The sequence below is a fragment of the Streptomonospora nanhaiensis genome (genome assembly GCF_026642255.1).
Taxonomy (GTDB): domain Bacteria; phylum Actinomycetota; class Actinomycetes; order Streptosporangiales; family Streptosporangiaceae; genus Nocardiopsis; species Nocardiopsis tropica.
This window is the reverse complement of the sequence record NZ_CP113264.1, coordinates 2774047-2789036: the sequence shown is the minus strand read 5'-3', so window position 1 is coordinate 2789036 and position 14990 is coordinate 2774047. Positions and strand designations below refer to the sequence as shown.

14 protein-coding genes are annotated in these 14990 nt (G+C 72.0%); 7 read left to right on the top strand and 7 right to left on the bottom strand.

The window, feature by feature from the left end; translation table 11 throughout:
* Positions 1–433 precede the first annotated feature (433 nt).
* Both OUQ99_RS31585 and OUQ99_RS31670 read left to right on the top strand, forming a co-directional pair.
* Positions 434–1420 carry a tyrosine-type recombinase/integrase gene (locus OUQ99_RS31585; protein WP_344178570.1) on the top strand — a complete coding sequence of 329 codons (987 nt, stop codon included), beginning with the start codon at positions 434–436 and terminating at the stop codon, positions 1418–1420.
* The gene (locus OUQ99_RS31670; RefSeq protein WP_431061524.1) at positions 1357–1551 is read left to right on the top strand and encodes a hypothetical protein; all 195 of its coding nucleotides are present in this window, start codon (positions 1357–1359) and stop codon (positions 1549–1551) included. Before OUQ99_RS31585 ends, OUQ99_RS31670 begins: the two co-directional genes overlap by 64 nt.
* A gap of 70 nt (positions 1552–1621) precedes the next feature.
* Here OUQ99_RS31670 and OUQ99_RS11970 read toward each other — a convergent pair whose 3' ends face one another.
* From OUQ99_RS11970 to gntD, 3 genes are all read right to left on the bottom strand, one after another.
* Positions 1622–1984, bottom strand: a complete 363-nt coding sequence (locus OUQ99_RS11970; RefSeq protein ID WP_267949510.1) for a hypothetical protein — start codon at positions 1982–1984, stop codon at positions 1622–1624.
* A gap of 1027 nt (positions 1985–3011) precedes the next feature.
* Positions 3012–3428, bottom strand: coding sequence for a DUF5959 family protein (locus OUQ99_RS11965; protein WP_267949509.1), 417 nt, complete (start codon positions 3426–3428; stop codon positions 3012–3014).
* 415 nt (positions 3429–3843) lie between these two features.
* The gene (gene gntD, locus OUQ99_RS11960) at positions 3844–4872 is read right to left on the bottom strand and encodes a guanitoxin biosynthesis L-enduracididine beta-hydroxylase GntD (RefSeq protein ID WP_267949508.1); all 1029 of its coding nucleotides are present in this window, start codon (positions 4870–4872) and stop codon (positions 3844–3846) included.
* A 412-nt stretch (positions 4873–5284) separates the two neighbouring features.
* Between gntD and OUQ99_RS11955 the strand changes: the two genes are divergently transcribed.
* Complete coding sequence (locus OUQ99_RS11955; RefSeq protein ID WP_267949507.1) at positions 5285–5674, top strand: DUF2267 domain-containing protein; 390 nt, start codon at positions 5285–5287, stop codon at positions 5672–5674.
* Between the two features lie 122 nt (positions 5675–5796).
* Here the strand turns inward: OUQ99_RS11955 and pepE are convergent, their stop codons facing one another.
* Positions 5797–6555 carry a dipeptidase PepE gene (pepE, locus tag OUQ99_RS11950; RefSeq protein ID WP_267949506.1) on the bottom strand — a complete coding sequence of 253 codons (759 nt, stop codon included), beginning with the start codon at positions 6553–6555 and terminating at the stop codon, positions 5797–5799.
* A gap of 9 nt (positions 6556–6564) precedes the next feature.
* Positions 6565–7416 carry an IclR family transcriptional regulator gene (locus tag OUQ99_RS11945; protein ID WP_267949505.1) on the bottom strand — a complete coding sequence of 284 codons (852 nt, stop codon included), beginning with the start codon at positions 7414–7416 and terminating at the stop codon, positions 6565–6567.
* Positions 7417–7630: 214 nt separating this feature from the next.
* Here OUQ99_RS11945 and OUQ99_RS11940 point away from each other — a divergent pair, with 214 nt between their 5' ends.
* The 4 genes from OUQ99_RS11940 to OUQ99_RS11925 all read left to right on the top strand — a co-directional run bounded on the left by OUQ99_RS11940 (position 7631) and on the right by OUQ99_RS11925 (position 11730).
* Entirely contained in the window at positions 7631–9280 is a 1650-nt protein-coding gene (locus tag OUQ99_RS11940) for an OPT/YSL family transporter (RefSeq protein ID WP_267949504.1), read from the top strand.
* Positions 9281–9294: 14 nt separating this feature from the next.
* Positions 9295–10002 carry an AroM family protein gene (locus OUQ99_RS11935; RefSeq protein WP_267949503.1) on the top strand — a complete coding sequence of 236 codons (708 nt, stop codon included), beginning with the start codon at positions 9295–9297 and terminating at the stop codon, positions 10000–10002.
* Entirely contained in the window at positions 9999–10640 is a 642-nt protein-coding gene (locus tag OUQ99_RS11930; RefSeq protein WP_267949502.1) for an aspartate/glutamate racemase family protein, read from the top strand. Before OUQ99_RS11935 ends, OUQ99_RS11930 begins: the two co-directional genes overlap by 4 nt.
* A 139-nt stretch (positions 10641–10779) precedes the next feature.
* On the top strand, positions 10780–11730 hold the full coding sequence (locus OUQ99_RS11925; protein WP_267949501.1) for a DUF1177 domain-containing protein: 951 nt from the start codon (positions 10780–10782) through the stop codon (positions 11728–11730).
* Positions 11731–11884: 154 nt separating this feature from the next.
* Here the strand turns inward: OUQ99_RS11925 and OUQ99_RS11920 are convergent, their stop codons facing one another.
* Together OUQ99_RS11920 and OUQ99_RS11915 are read right to left on the bottom strand one after the other, a co-directional pair.
* Complete coding sequence (locus OUQ99_RS11920) at positions 11885–12823, bottom strand: serine hydrolase (protein ID WP_267949500.1); 939 nt, start codon at positions 12821–12823, stop codon at positions 11885–11887.
* 712 nt (positions 12824–13535) lie between these two features.
* Positions 13536–14801, bottom strand: coding sequence for a pyroglutamyl peptidase (locus OUQ99_RS11915; protein ID WP_431061523.1), 1266 nt, complete (start codon positions 14799–14801; stop codon positions 13536–13538).
* Positions 14802–14990 lie beyond the last annotated feature (189 nt).

Below are 14990 nucleotides of genomic sequence, written 5' to 3'. Positions count from 1 at the left end.
ATCCAAACAAGTGCCTCAGAGTCCACCAGAGCACCCGAAGCTTCGCGCCCGCGATTTTCGAGGGCTTGAGCTGGCACCAAACCTGTTTGGCCGGATCCGGCCACTATGACCCAGAGTGACTCCGCACATCGACGCCGACGGCGAAGCCTCTGTCGACACTTCCTGAAAGAGGAACCACGAGAAACCGGAAATCGCAGGCCGGACCGCCGACTCACCACCCCGACCCACCGAGGCGGCACCACTCGAACAGTCCACACCCCGAGCCTCGAAGCTGCCGAACCTCCAAGCCATAACCCTCGGTCATCAACAAAGAGCGTTATGCGAGCATCTCCGGTACGTCTTCACATCTGAGGCAACTTCTCGCCGCTCCACGTCAACGGATCAGACGCCTCACTCGTCACCTCTGTGCACATATGAGCCTCCTACCCCTTCCGTGCTCCTCGAGGGCGACCCCGCCCTGCGCTCCCTGCCCCTGGACGGCGCCGAGCTCCTGGGCCGGGTCGTGGACCGATTCACCGCCTCCCGGGCCGCGGAGCACAACCTGCGCCTGGTCACCGACGCCCTCAAGACCGCCGGGGTCGACTACTTCCTCGTCCGCGGCAGGTCGGCGCTGCGCCATGTCGTCGGTGTCCATCGCTCCGAGCGCAAGCGGTTCCTGGACTCCATGCGCGCCCTGTACGGGACCAGCGCCGTGTACGCGGTCAAGCCCGGGGCCAGGGGCAGCGTCGCCGCCTTCTCCGCCTACGTCGACGGCGCGCTCGCGGCGCCGATCAAGTCCAGGCTCGTCATCCGCTTCGCCGAGCAGCTGCTCTCCCCGCTGACGCCCACCTACATCCACTCGGTGCTCAAGTCCGCCCTGGAACACGCCGTCCGCGAGGGAGAGATCCCGCGCAACGTCGCCCGCACCGGCACCCCACGGCCCCGACGCTTCGAACCCCTCACCGCCGACGAAGCCCGCCAGTGCCTTACCGTCGTGCGCAATCACTGGCTGCACGCCCTGTTCGAACTCGCCCTGCGCACCGAACTCCGCAAGGGCGAACTCCTCGGCCTGCGTTGGGAAGACCTTGACCTCACTGGCGGCACCGCCACCATCCACTGCTCCCTCCAACGCACCCGCAGCCAGGGTCTGACCGTCCTGAACGCCAAGACCCTGGCCTCCGAGCGCCGCATCGTCCTCCCCACCGAATGCATCAACTCGCTCGAGATCCACCAGGAACGGCAGGCTGGACGGACAACGGACTCATCTTCACCACCCCGAAGGGCAGGCCGCTCGACCCCACCAACATCACCCGCCGCTTCCACCGCCCAGAACTCCGGACGATCCGCTTCCACGACCTCTGACACTCGACCGCCACCCTGCTCCTGGAACAGGGCATCGACCTCGTCGTCATCAAGGAACTTCTCGGCCACGCCCACATAGGCGTCACCGCCGGTGTCTACGCCCACGTCCGGCTCCGCCTCCAGCGCCGGGCCATCGACATCCTCGGCAACGCCCTCCGGCCCACCGGCAACGACCCCGACGACCCACCAGTCTCAGCCGTCGTCCGCTGACGTTGCCGTCAAGCACCTGTGCAGCGGTAACTGACGCGCTGTCCGCGGTATGCGCTCCTCCGCCAATTCATCAGCGGTTTAAGCTGTCTCCGGAATTTCCGTAGACCACTTGACCCTGGGGGTCATACGCAGTCAGCCCGTGCGTCGACGCCAAGCCGAGCAACACCGAAGAAACTTCACTGGAACGCGACCAGGAGATGGCGGCAATGACGCACTCTCCAGTGACATAGAGAGGAGAGGCCCACGGAGACTCCTCCATATTTTCTTCGCTTAGATCTGGAAATTCGGAGATCACAGCTCGATAGAATTCCTCGACAGCTGAACTCTCTTCGACGATACCGGCAACTCCATCCGTCAACTGATCGTAGATCTGAGCGACCTCCCCTGATGCCGGGGCCACTTTTTGATACCAAAAAATCAAATCGAAACTCATCGCCACCACCTCTCCCGAAGTCGCGAGCCGTGGCCGACTCGCAGCACTGAGCTGCGGATACGGTACCGCAGTCCGGCCAGATCTCCTGTGGGGTCGACCGATCCATCCACGCATCGTGGGCCCCGAAAAGCGTACGGCCATCGCTAGTTTCCACTGCATTGCCAGGCGCATTGAGCCAATCATCAAATTGCCGTTGCCGAGGATTCTTCCTGACAGTTCCTCCCTCAATCTCTATTCCACACCGCCGACCGTTGATCTCAACCGCGCCGTCATACTTGCGGACTCGCATTCCTGGTGGGGAAACTAAAGTTTCGTTGCGCATGACCACTGCGCCGGCCATTTTTAGCTGATCCCAGGCGTTTGCTTCATCCGCAGCGCCATCACGCCCAGGCTCGCCATTACGCTTCGAGAACTTGCCGTCCGCAGACCGCGGGCCCCAGTTGGGCATCCCCCAGAATTGTGAATGAGTACCGGCGTCTCGCCCACCACCACATAGTACGTGTGGAGGTCCTGCAGGGTGAGGTTGTAGTCCCGTTCCGATTCGGTCCAGACTCTGGTGCCAGTGACCTGGACCAGAGTTCCCTCCGAGGGCAGGAACCACACCCCGGGGATCAGGTCGACGGCGTCGGCCCACTCACCCAGCGGGGGACCCGGAAGGGGTGGTCGTCGGTGGCGATGACCGCATCGCTCAGTACCGTCGGCCCAGGTCGGGACGGACCGTCGGGCAAATCGCCCCGATCCAGGGTGCCGGCGTCGATCTGTGTGGCGGCGTCGACGGTGATTTCGACCAGGGTCTTGACACCCTCACCGACGATGGTGGCCAGGACCGTACGCGGCCCCTCCTCCCCCGTTTCGGGGTCCGAGGCCCACCAGAAGCACGAAAGACCTTTTCCTGATCCTCCTCAGACAGGGGCACTGCGGCCCGTGGGAACCGCGGTGCAGTTATGGACCAGCTCCGGAATCCGGACTCGGGTGGCCGGCAATGTTCCCGGCACGCGCCGCCTCTCTCCAGGAGAGCGGCGGCGCCTCACCGCCCGACGGCCTCGCGGACACGGTCAAGCCGCGCCCGGTTCTCCTCCAGCCAGTCCTCGGCGGCGTCGATCGGCATGCGCACCGCGATCTGCGTCGAGGGCATGTCGTGCACGGTCACCTCCACCGGGTCTGCGGGGACCACCTCCAGCCAGGCGGTACGGTCGCCCCTGGGCCATACGGCCCGCTTCTCCGCGTGGAGGTCGTCCAGGCAGCGCTCCCAGTCGTCCAGGTCCCCGGACGACAGCGCCAGTGCGAGCCGACCGTTGACGAAGCCGCTCTCCAGCACGAGGCGGGCGCCGAGGAAGCACTCCTGCCCCCCTTTCCGAGGGGCCGGGAGCTCGACCTCGACGGCGACGCCCTGCACCGGGTCCGCGAAACGGAAGAGTTCGAGGACCCGCACTTCTCCTGTCACCACTGCTCCCCTGCCGTTCGACGGGGCACTCCGTGCCGTGGAAGCTCGCCCCGGTGTCGGGGCCCGTGCAGTCCTCGACGTCCCGGGCGTCGTCGTCGCCGTGGTCGGTGCGGACCAGCGGCATGCCGTGCACGCGCACAGCGTCGTCGACCGGGGGCAGGGGCGGGGCGGGAAGGCGCATCGGGTGTACCTCACGACGGTCGTGGAACGCGGATCCGTCCGTTGTATCCCACGGCGACGACACGGGGCCGATCGCTCCGGGCGGTTCTCCGCCCCCTTCTGGCGGTGGTACCCGACCCGTTTCACGCAGGGCACGGCCGACGGCCCCGCCGCGTACGCGGCGGTCCCCAGGCCCGCTGACGGGGATGCGCGCACGGCCGGAAGGCGGGGCGCGCGCTCCCGGCGGTCCGGCCGGTCAGGCCAGGACCCTGCGGCTCTCCGGCATGCTGTGCGCGGCCGACTTGCGGAGGTCGCGGCTCACGACCATCCGCTTCAGCCAGCGGTCGGTGCCGTCGTAGCGGCTGCGGAACGGCTTGCGGCCGTGGACGGCCAGGTGGTTGTCCACCACCAGCAGCGTCCCGGGGCCGACCACGACGGAGTGCTGCACGCGCTCCAGCTCCTCCATGAGGTCGTCGAGCGCCCGCTCGGCGACGGGATCGTCGCCGACGCATCGCATGAACGGGCGGTCGATGCGCAGGTACGGCGCCGCGTCCGCGCCGAACAGCACGGGAACGGGCTGCGGCCGGTCCCGCATCCCGAGCACGCGCTCCAGCGCGGGGTGGTCGGGGTGGTGCGCCCGCAGCTGCCGCACGTGCTCGTCGTCGGGCCTGATCAGGAAACGCGGCTCGGAGAGCACCCGGGCGGTCGCGGCGTCCAGCTTCACGTCCCGCACCGAGGACAGGATCGTCGGGACGTCGTCCCGGTTGCGGATCCCGAACAGCATCAGGTAGTCGGCACGGCCGGGGTGGAACCCGTCCTCGGTGTGGAACTCCAGGAGGGCCTCGCTACCGTGGCCGCTCTGGTGCAGCTCGTCCCCTCGGACCGGGAGGATGTCCTGGACCATCCGGCCCTCCTGGAGCGTGGACCAGGTGAAGGGCTCCCCCAGGGCGAGGGCGCACATGGCCAGGAAGAGTTCCTGCGGGCGGGTCGGGCCCGTGTCCGCGCCCCTCCAGTGCCGGGGCGTCGGGCCGACGGTCCCGTCGTCCACGGGGAACCCGTGGACGCAGCAGGCTGCGGCCTCCTCCGTGCGGCGGAACCGCTCCAGGAACAGGCGGAGCCCGCGGGGCAGGGAGTCGTGGAGCGCCCAGTTGCGCTCGTAGAACGCGGGATCCGTGGGCGGGGGCCCGCAGGGTTCCGCCTCCCGCAGGGCCATCCCGATCTCCTCGACCTCGGCGGGCGTCAATCGGTAGTGGACGGCGATGTCGTCCGTCGGCGTGGTGCTCACCGTCTCCTCCAGGTGGTCGGTGTCCCCGGGGCGCGCACGCCCCGTCGGGCCCGGGGCCGCACGTCCGGCCGGGCACGGCGACGCCGCCGGACACGGTTCCGGGCGGGTCGGGTCCCCGGGCCCCGGACACGGTGGCGCCGCGGGTCGACGTGCCTTCCCCGTTCAGGAGGGGGTTCGTGCTCCCCGCCCCCGGCGGCTCCCGCCCGTCCCCGGCCGCGTGCCGCAGGACAAGCATCGCCCGGAACGGCGGGAGACCGGGCGCGCAACGCCGCGGCCCACGGGTCCGCCCCCGGCCGGCCCGTACCCGGTGCGGAGCGAGCGCGCGGAGCGAAGGCGGTTCGGCCCCCGCCCGCCCGGGCAGGGGCCCGTACAGGGAGAACAGTTCCGACTCCGATGTGAGGCGAGGTGGACCATGCGCTACGACGAGTTTGTGGCCGAGGTACGCGAGCTCGGGGAGTACCAGGACAACCGCGAGGCGGCGCAGGTGACGGAGGAGGTGCTCGCCGTGCTCGCGACCCGCCTGCCGGACGAGTCCGTCGACAAGCTGGCCGCGCAGCTCCCGGACCCGCTGGGGGCGGAACTCCGGGAAGCCGGGCAGCCCGGGGCCCACGCCTTCGGAACCGAGGAGTTCTGCCGCCGCGTCGCGGAGCGGACCGGCTCGCGGGAGGACACCGCGAGGCACGACGCGGGGGCGGTCCTGACGGCGGTGGCCGAGAACGTCTCCGGCGGGGAGCTGAACCAGCTCCTGAGCCACCTGCCGTCCGGCTACGCCCCGCTGTTCGGCAGGGCCGGTCTGGCCTGACGGCACGGGCCGCGCCCGCCGCCGGGCGTGCGTGCCGGGCGGCCCGCCGACAGCTCCTCCGCCGCCGGTCGGGGCCCGCCCGGTGTCAGGTAAGCGGCGGAGGAGCCCCCGCGCCGCCCGCCTCAGACAGGGTGGTCGAAGCGGGGTGTGCGGGCGAACAGGTCGGTCACCTCGCCCGACACCTCGAAGGGCTCCGTGCCGCGGCGGAAGACGATCGCCGGGCCCGGAGCGTCCGGCTGCACCGCGGCGCCGCCGAGAGTCGCCCGGACCACGTCCGTCCCCGCGCCCTCCACCCGCAGGTGGACGCCCTCCCGCAGGCCGAGCACGTCGACGTCGTTGGCCTCCAGGAACTCCGTCAGCCGGGTCAGGCGGGTCTCGCCGTTGTGCGTCGACCGCGGGTCGGCGTCCAGGTAGTGCGGGTTGATCTGGAACGGCACGAACCCCAGCGCGGCGAACGACTCCGGCTCGACGATGGGCATGTCGTTGGTGGTGCGCAGCGTGGGGGCGGTGATGTTGGTGCCCGCGCTCGCCCCCATGTAGGGCAGGCCCGCCAGGACGCGGTCGCGCAGCTCCCCCATGATCCCGGTGCGCTGGAGGGTGGCCACCAGGCGGAACGTGTTGCCGCCGCCCACGAAGACCGTCTGCGCGCCGTCGAGGACGCGCGCGGCCCCGGCGTCGGCCGGGACCCCGGTGACCCGGACCCCGCGGGCGGCGAAGGCCTCGGCGACCGAAGCGGTGTAGGCGTCGTGGTCGCCCCCGGCGAACGGCACGAACGCGACCTCGTCGCGGCCGTCGAGGAAGGCCTCCACGTCCGTCCACGCGTGGTCGAGGTAGTCGCGGCCGTGGTTGGTCGAGTTGGAGAGGAGCAGCAGCTCGGGCATGGTCCCCCTTCAGGGAGTGGTCGGGCGCGGGGAGGGGCGGGAGCCGTGCCCCCGTCTCCACCTGCGGGTGGGCGGTGCCGGGCGCCGGTTGGAGAGCAGCCCGGTGAGCTCGTCGGCGGAGGCGCGCAGCGGCGCCAGGTGGTCGAGCAGGTCGTCGTCGTGGTCGGAGTGCTTGTTCTCGACCAGGGACACGGAGCCGACCGGGCGCTTGCCGCCGAACACGGGGACGGCGAGCGCGCGGGAGGCGGCGTCGTACTCGCCCTGGGAGATCGCATACCCCTCCTCGACGGCCGTGTCGAAGAGCTCCTCGACCTCGCGCTCGTCGAACGGCGTGAGGTCGGAGAAGCGGGCGGACGGGCGGCCCGCCAGCAGGGCCCTGCGCTCGGCCGGGTCGAGGAAGGCGAAGTAGGCGCGGGAGGTGGCTCCCGCGTGGGCGGGGTAGAGCTCGTCGACGAAGGGGTGCGACCGGCGCGGCCCCTCGGAGCCGCTGACGGCGGCGATGCAGCGCACGTGGGCCCCGTCGGGGACGCAGAACAGGGAGGTCCGCCCGCTGGCGCGGGCCAGTTCGGCGAGCAGGGGCTCGGCCAGGGCGGAGAGACCGCCGGACCGCTCCCACAGCCCGGCCATGCGCCACATGGCGGGGCCCATGCCGTAGCGGCGGGTGTCGGGGTCGGCGCGCAGGAACCCCTTGCCGGCGAGGGAGGCGAGGAGCCGCTGGGCGGTCGACCTGGCCAGGCCGAACTCCTCGGCGAGTTCCATGACCCCCCAGCTCGTCCGGTACTCGTCGAAGCTGAGGAGGACGTCGAGCGCGCGGTCGACCGTCTGGAGGGGGCCGGTGCGTTCCGTGGGACCGGTGGACATGGGGCTCACCCTATGCGCGCCGCGGATCCGGGGCCCCTGTTCCAAGGGATCGCAATGTGATCTTAACTCCCACATAGTGGGAAACCTTTGCCCCGACGGGTGAACGGGGGGCAGCCTGTGCATGACGGGCCGGGGCACGGCATCCGCGTCCCGCAGGCCTTTGACCAGCGACACTCCGTCCCCGCCGGACGCGAGCCATCCCCGAAGGACACACATGGAACCCTCGGCACACGGTTCGTCCACAGAACCGCAGACTTCGGAGGGCGCGCGCCATCCGCGGGCGTTCGAGCCCGTCGTCGTGATCGTCACCGTCCTGGTGAGCCTCCTCGGAGCGGTCATCGGCATCCACATGATCACGACGCTCGGCGTCTCCCCCAACACGAGCGTCATCGGCGCCGTCGTCGCCATGCTCATCGGCCGGGCCGGGTTCCTGGGGCTGCGGTCGTTCCGCAACACGCACCGGCAGAACCTCATCCAGTCGTCGATCTCGGGCGCGACCTTCGCCTCGGCGAACTCGCTGCTCACCCCGATCGCCATCCCGTTCCTCTTCGGCCGGCCGGACCTGGTGTGGCCGATGCTGCTGGGGGCGTCCCTGGGCCTGCTCATCGACGTGTTCGTGCTGTACAAGGCCTTCGGCTCCCGGTTCCTGCCGGCCGACGCCGCCTGGCCCCCCGGGGTCGCCGCAGCCGAGACCATCAAGGCCGGGGACAGGGGCGGGCGCCAGGCCGCCGTCCTGGTGGGCGGCGGCGTCGTGGGACTCGGGGCGTCCTTCCTGGGCATGCCGATGTCGGCGGCGGGCATCGCGATGATCGGCAACGTCTGGGCGCTGCTGATGTTCGCCGTGGGCCTGCTCGTCGCCCAGTACTCCCCCGCGGTGATCGGGGTCGACCTCAACGCGGTCTACGTGCCGCACGGGGTGATGATCGGCGCGGGCGTGGTCGCCCTGGTGCAGATCGTCGTCATCCTCGCCGGACGGCAGGGCCGCCGGGAGGCCGAGCGCGAGGCGGCCCGCGAGCGGGCGGCCAAGGACGACCCCTCCCTGGCCTACACGGTCGACCGGGCCACGCTGGGCCGGGCCCTGGGCTCGGGCTACGTCCTGTTCGCCCTGGGCGCCCTCGTGCTCGCGGTCGCCGGCGGCATCTGGTCGGACATGAGCTGGCTGGGCATCGTCGGGTTCGTCCTGTTCGCCGCCGTGGCCGCCCTGGTCCACGAGCTCATCGTCGGCCTGGCCGCCATGCACGCGGGCTGGTTCCCCGCCTTCGCGGTCACCCTGATCTTCCTCATCCTGGGCCTGGCCCTGGGCATCCCGGGGGTCCCGCTGGCCCTGCTCGTCGGCTACTGCGCGGCCACCGGCCCCGCCTTCGCGGACATGGGCTACGACTTCAAGGCGGGCTGGGTCCTGCGCCGCGACCGCCGCCCCTACACCGCCTACGAGCTGGACGGGCGCCGCCAGCAGCTCTTCTCCTCCATGATCGGGTTCGCCGTCGCGATCGGCATGGTCGCGCTGCTGTGGCAGGGCCTGTTCGCGGACGGGGCCGTGCCGCCGACCTCGATCGTCTACGCCGACACCATCGAGGCCGGCCTGACCGACCCGTCCGTCCTGCTCCAGCTCGCGCTGTGGGCCGTGCCCGGCGCCGTCGTGCAGTTCCTGGGCGGGCCCCGCCGGCAGATGGGCGTGCTGCTCGCCACCGGCCTGCTCGTGGCCACGCCCAACGCCGGATGGCTCGTCCTGGCCGGGCTGGCGATCCGCCTCGTGTGGGAGCGCCGCCGCGGCGAGAAGGGCGAGCAGGAGATCGCCCTCGTCGGCGCCGGCCTCATCGCGGGCGACTCCGTCCACTCCGTCGGCACCATCTTCAGCCGCTGAAACCTGGAGGAACCATGACACGTCTCGGAGTCCTCACCATCGGCCAGGCGCCGCGCCCGGACCTGGTGCCGGAGCTGACCGCCCTGGTCCCGACGGCCGCCGTCGTCGAGCGCGGGGTGCTCGACGGCCTCACCCGCGCCGAGATCGAGGCACGGCCCGTCGCGCCGGACGACCACGCTCTGACCACCCGCCTGGCCGACGGCTCCTCCGTCCTCCTGGGCGAGTCCCTGGTCATGGAGCGGCTGCCCGGCGTCCTCGCGGACCTGGAACGCGAGGTCGACGCGGTGCTGCTCGCCTGTACCGGCGCCTTCCCCGAGCTGGAGCACGCCAAGCCGCTCTTCGTCCCGGACCGGCTGATCGCCTTCGGCGCCGCGGCCCTGCTCGGCGACACCGGGTGCGTGGGCGTGGTGTGCCCCCTGCCCGAGCAGCGGGCGGACACCGAGGCGAAGTTCGGCCGCCGCCTCCCCTCCGGGGCGCGGGTCCTCACCGACGCCTGCTCCCCCTACACCGGTACCCCGGAGGAGCTCGCCGCCTCCGCGCGGCGCCTCGCCGAGGGGGGCGCCGACCTCCTGGCGCTGGACTGCATCGGCTACACGGAGGAGATGCGCGCCCGCGCGGCCGCCGCCTCGGGGCTGCCGGTGGTCCTGGCCCGGTCGGTCTGCGTGCGCCTGGCCTCGGAGGTCCTGGACTCCCTCGACGCGCGGGCGGAGGCGGCGGCATGAGGATCGGCGTCATCCGGGTGGTCACCACCGACGACGGGGAGCGGCTGGACGACCACGGCCGCGTCATCCGGGAGGAGCTGGGCGTGGGCACCGTCTCGCGGTGCCTGCCCGACCAGCCGGACGGGGTGCACGACGACGCGACCTTCGCGCTCGCCTCGGCCAAGGTCGCCGACCTGGCCGTGCGCATGGAGCGCGAGGACGGCGTGGACGCGCTGCTCGTCAGCTGCGCCGCGGACCCGGGGCTGTCCCGGGCGCGCGCCGCGGTCGGCGTCCCCGTGGTCGGCGCCGGGGAGTCCGCGGCCCGCAGGGCCCTGGAACTGGGCTCACGGATCGGCGTCCTGGACCTGACCACGCGCACCCCGGAGTCGGTCACCTCCGTACTCGGGTCCGCGCGCGTGGCCGCGCTCGTGCCCGAGGGCGTGCGGCGCACCCGCGACCTGGCCACCGCGGCGGGGTTCGCCGCCTCGGTCGAGGCCGCCGAACGCCTGGTCGCCATGGGCGCGGACACCCTGATGTTCGCGTGCACCGGCATGACCACCATCGGCCTGTACGCCCGGCTCGCCGACGAGGTCGGTGTCCCCGTCGTGGACGCCGTCCGCGCCGGGGCGAGGGCCGCCGTGCGCGCCGCGGGCGGCTGACCCCGCCCCGCACAGTCCCGTCGGCCGCGCTCCGGACGCGCGGCCGGCGCCGTCCCGAAGGACCGCCGCGACCGGTGTCCGCACCGGTCGTACCGCCCGCCCGGGCCAGGCGGCCCGCCACCGACCGAGAGAGGCACCCATGTCCTGGAGCCACGTCATCGAGACCCACGACCTGCTCGACACCCCGACCGCGGACGGGGCGTCCGTCGCGGAGTACCTGCGCCGCCACGGGGCGGCCGACGGCGAGGTCGCCGTCGAGACCGTCGCGGGCGAGGGGGGGTCCACCGACTTCGTCCGGGTGACGATCCCCGGCACCGACGGCGCGTCGTCGGGCGGTTCGGCCCCCACCCTGGGCATCCTCGGCCGCCTGGGCGGCCTGGGCGCGCGCCCGGAGCAGATCGGCTTCGTCAGCGACGGCGACGGCGCCCTGACCGCCGTCGCCGCGGCCGCCAAGCTCCTGGACATGCGCCGCCGGGGCGACACCCTCCCGGGCGACGTCGTCGTGGCCACCCACATCGACCCCGACGCCCCGACCCAGCCCCACGACCCGGTCCCGTTCATGGGGTCGGTCGTGGACCAGGACGTCAGCAACCGGCACGAGGTCCTGCCCGCCATGGACGCGATCCTGTCCGTGGACACCACCAAGGGCAACCGGGTGTGCAACCACCACGGCATCGCCATCACCCCGGCCGTGGTCGACGGGTGGATCGTCCGCGTCCCGGAGACCCTGCTGGACATCGTCTCCCGCACCACCGGCCGCGCCCCGGTGGTCATGCCGCTGACCATGCAGGACATCACCCCGTACGGCAACGGCGTCTACCACGTGAACTCGATCCTGCAGCCGGCGACGGCCACCGCCGCGCCGGTCGTGGGCGTGGCCATCGTGACCGAGACCGCCGTGGCCGGGTCGGCCACCGGGGCCACCGACCTGCGCAGCGTGGAGACCGCCGTGCGGTTCGCCGTCGAGACGGCCAAGGACTACGGCCGCGGCATCGCGCACTTCGTCGACGCCGAGGAGGTGCGGCGGCTCCAGGACCTGTACGGCAGCATGTCCCACCTGCGCGGCGCGGGCGCGCCCGCCGGTTCCTGAGGGGAGACGGCGCCGCCCTGCCCGTGGGGAGCACGGGCAGGGCGGCTTCCGGGGCCGTGGCCGGTCGCGGTCACGGCCCCCGTGGTCCGGCCCCGCTCGCCCGGACCACGCCTCGGCTCCGCGTCCACCGTCCAGGAGGTGCGGAGCCGGAGGCTCAGGCCCGGTCGGAGCCGTCGGAGACCGCTTCGGGGGTCCGGGTCGGCTGCGACAGGGTGCTCATGCCCTCGCCCGACAGGACGGAGTGCACCCCCACGGCGACGGACCCGATGGTGTCCACGCCGTACTGCATGCCGTCGTTGCCGTCGGTGAGGACGACGACGTCGTAGTCCCCGACCGGCGTGTCCCGGAACCCGCCGATGCTGTTGATCCGCCAGGTGTCGGTATTGTCGTAGGGCAGCCAGCCGTTCTTCAGGTAGACCTCGGCGCCCGACGGAGCCCCGGTGGGCACGCCCCAGCGCTGCTCCTCGGTCACGTCGCCCATCAGGCCGCGGGCGTAGGCGCGCTCGTCGGCCCCGAGCACGTCGTTGTCGCTGCCCAGCACGTCGAGCAGGGTCAGCTGGTCCCCGACGTTGATCTTCATCAGACCGACGTACCCCTCGGGGTGCAACTGGGTGTCGTCCATCCCGGCGAGGTCGAGGAAGCCCTGGATGCGCTCCGGGCCGAGCTGGTTGCGGAGCTCGACCGCGGAGTCGTTGCCCGACACGGTGATCATGTCGGTCGCGAGCTCGTGCTCCCGTGCGGTCAGCTCCCTGCCCTCGTCCATGGCCGTGCGCAGGAGCGCGCCGAGGACGACGACCTTGCCGACGCTGGCGGCGTCGAACCGGGTGTCCGCGCCGAGCTCGCAGACGAGGTCCCCCTCGAAGGCGGAGACCCCCACGGCGATGGTGCCCTCCCGCAGTGCGGCCTCCTGTCTGATCCGCTGGTCGAGCCGTTCGGCGGTCTCGGGGTGCGCCTCGGAGGTGCAGACGGGCGAGGGCCCGGTGCCGGCGGCGGCGGTCGCGGGCAGGCCGACGGCGAGTCCCGCGGCGAGCAGGCCGGTGAGCGCCGCTGCTGTGGCTCGTCGGGGGGCCGCACTCGTTCGGTCAGCGGACATCGTGTGTCTCCTCAGGATGATCGGACGTTCTGTGGTCGGATGTCGGTGGCCAGGGGCCCGGATCGGGGCGGAGCATGAAAGGGAACGCCGGAACGACGACCGGCACGTCAGGAACACGCCTTCTTCGCGGACGCCCGGTCCGCGCCGATGTTCATCTCCGTTTCACTCTCCGATCACCTCGCATGGACAAGGGGACAGGGAACGACATCTACGCACGTCGGATAAACCGCTGAACCCGACCGCGCATTCGACTTACCCACCTTTTCACCGGGACCGGAAGAATTTACCAAGACCTCACCCAGGGGGCGAATCCGGGTCCTGCATGCCCACAACCGCAGGGCTTCCAGAGGGAACCACATCCCCCGGAACGAAGTCCGGATGAGGAAAAACACGGCTTCCGATGCTCGGGAAACTCACAGTTCAGAGCGGAACGCATAAGCATCCTGCCCTCCGCGCGCACTGCCGGTCAATGCCCTCATGAAACGCACACATCTTCTTCACAGTGCACTGAGGACGGAGCCGTTCCGTTCCTCCGGGGAAATGCCCGGCACGGGTCTCGGACCGCCTCCCCGTTTCGCCGGTGGGAATCTCCTGGTGAACGTCCTGTGAAAAGCGTCAGTCGTCCGTCCCGCCGCGCAGCCCCCACGACGGGCCGGACGGCGGTCCGGGGGTCGCGGGGGCGGGCGCCCGTGGTGACGCCCGCCCCCGGCGGTCACGGTCGGACGGCGGCCGCGACGATGGCCTCGACCTGGCCGGAGATGGCCGCGCGGTTCTCCTCGAACTCGGGGTCGGTGACGCCGCCGCCGGGCCCGAAGTGCAGGATCGGCGTGTGCACGTGCCCGGCCGGAATGTCCAGGCCGGTGGCGTCGCGCAGCAGGGTGTTGCGGTAGGCGATCTCGTTGGAGAGGTAGTCGCCCCCGCCCCCGGCCCGCGCCTCGGAGCCGGGCGTGGGCCCGTCCGGGCGCACCACCGGCACGGTCCCGCCCGCCGGGATCTCGGTCACCTGGGTGTTGTCGACCACGGGGAAGGGCTCCCCGCCGGTCTCCCCGATGATGGACGGGTGGTCCAGGGAGGAGTCGGACCACTGCGGCTGGGGGGTGACGGTGGGGACGCCCTCGGGGATGGGGGCCGTCTCCGGCGTGCCGACCGACTCGTTGTCCGCGGCGCCGCCGCGCCAGGCGCCGTTGTGCGCCTCCAGGTCGAACCGGCCGTCCCGGCCCTGGCTGACGGTGATGACCGCGTCGGCCGGCCGGTCGCCGGTGTAGTGCGGCAGAAGGGCGTGCTCGACCATGCCGTCGGTGAAGTCGCGCCAGCGCACCGGGAAGAGCATGGCCTCGACGACCACGACGCCCTCGCCGGTCTCGATCACCGCTCCGTCCAGGGCGAGGGCGGCCGCACCGGAGGGGTTGGCCTGGCGGATGTCGTTGTCGAGCTGGAACGGGTCGAACCCGGTCACGACGACGCGGGACACCCCGGGGCCGCCCGGGTCCTCGGCGAAGCCGGCGTCGTCCTGGCCGCGGGAGCGGCGGTCCATGTCGGCCACGAGAGCCTCGCGGTCGGCCCCGGCCAGCTCGAAGCCCGGTTCCCAGCGGTGCAGGGCCGAGGTCATGCCCAGCCGCGCCCAGTAGAGCGGCCGGTCGTCCCCGGCGCTGAGGTCCCCCTCGACGGCCCCGGTCCCGCGGACGCGGTCCACCGCCTTGCGCCAGAGCGCGTCGGCGTGGCGCCCGACGATCTCGCCCGCCTCGTCCGTGCCGGACGCCGCGCACAGCTCCTCGGTGAAGCGGTCCACGTCCGCGGCGAACCCGGATCTGGCCAGGATCTCCTGCGGGACCTCCCCGGCGATCCGTGCCTCCTCGACGGTGGCGCCCTCCTCACCGAGGCATGCGGGCGTCCGCTCGGCCTGCGCCGGGGCGGCCAGGGCGAGGGCGGGGGCCAGGATGAGCGCCGAGGCGGCGACGCGGGGGCCCGCCTGCCGGATACGCGCGCCCGCTCCGCTGCGGCTCTGTGACCTGTTCGACAAGATGTCCTGTTCCTTCCGGTCGTTCCACTTCCTGATGCCACACCACGCTAGGGAACGGGCCGGTGCGGGACATCGGCCGGGGGTACCGGGACGACCGCCCCCGAACGTCGGCCCCGTGCCGGCCGGGGCCGACGAAAGTCGGGGGTG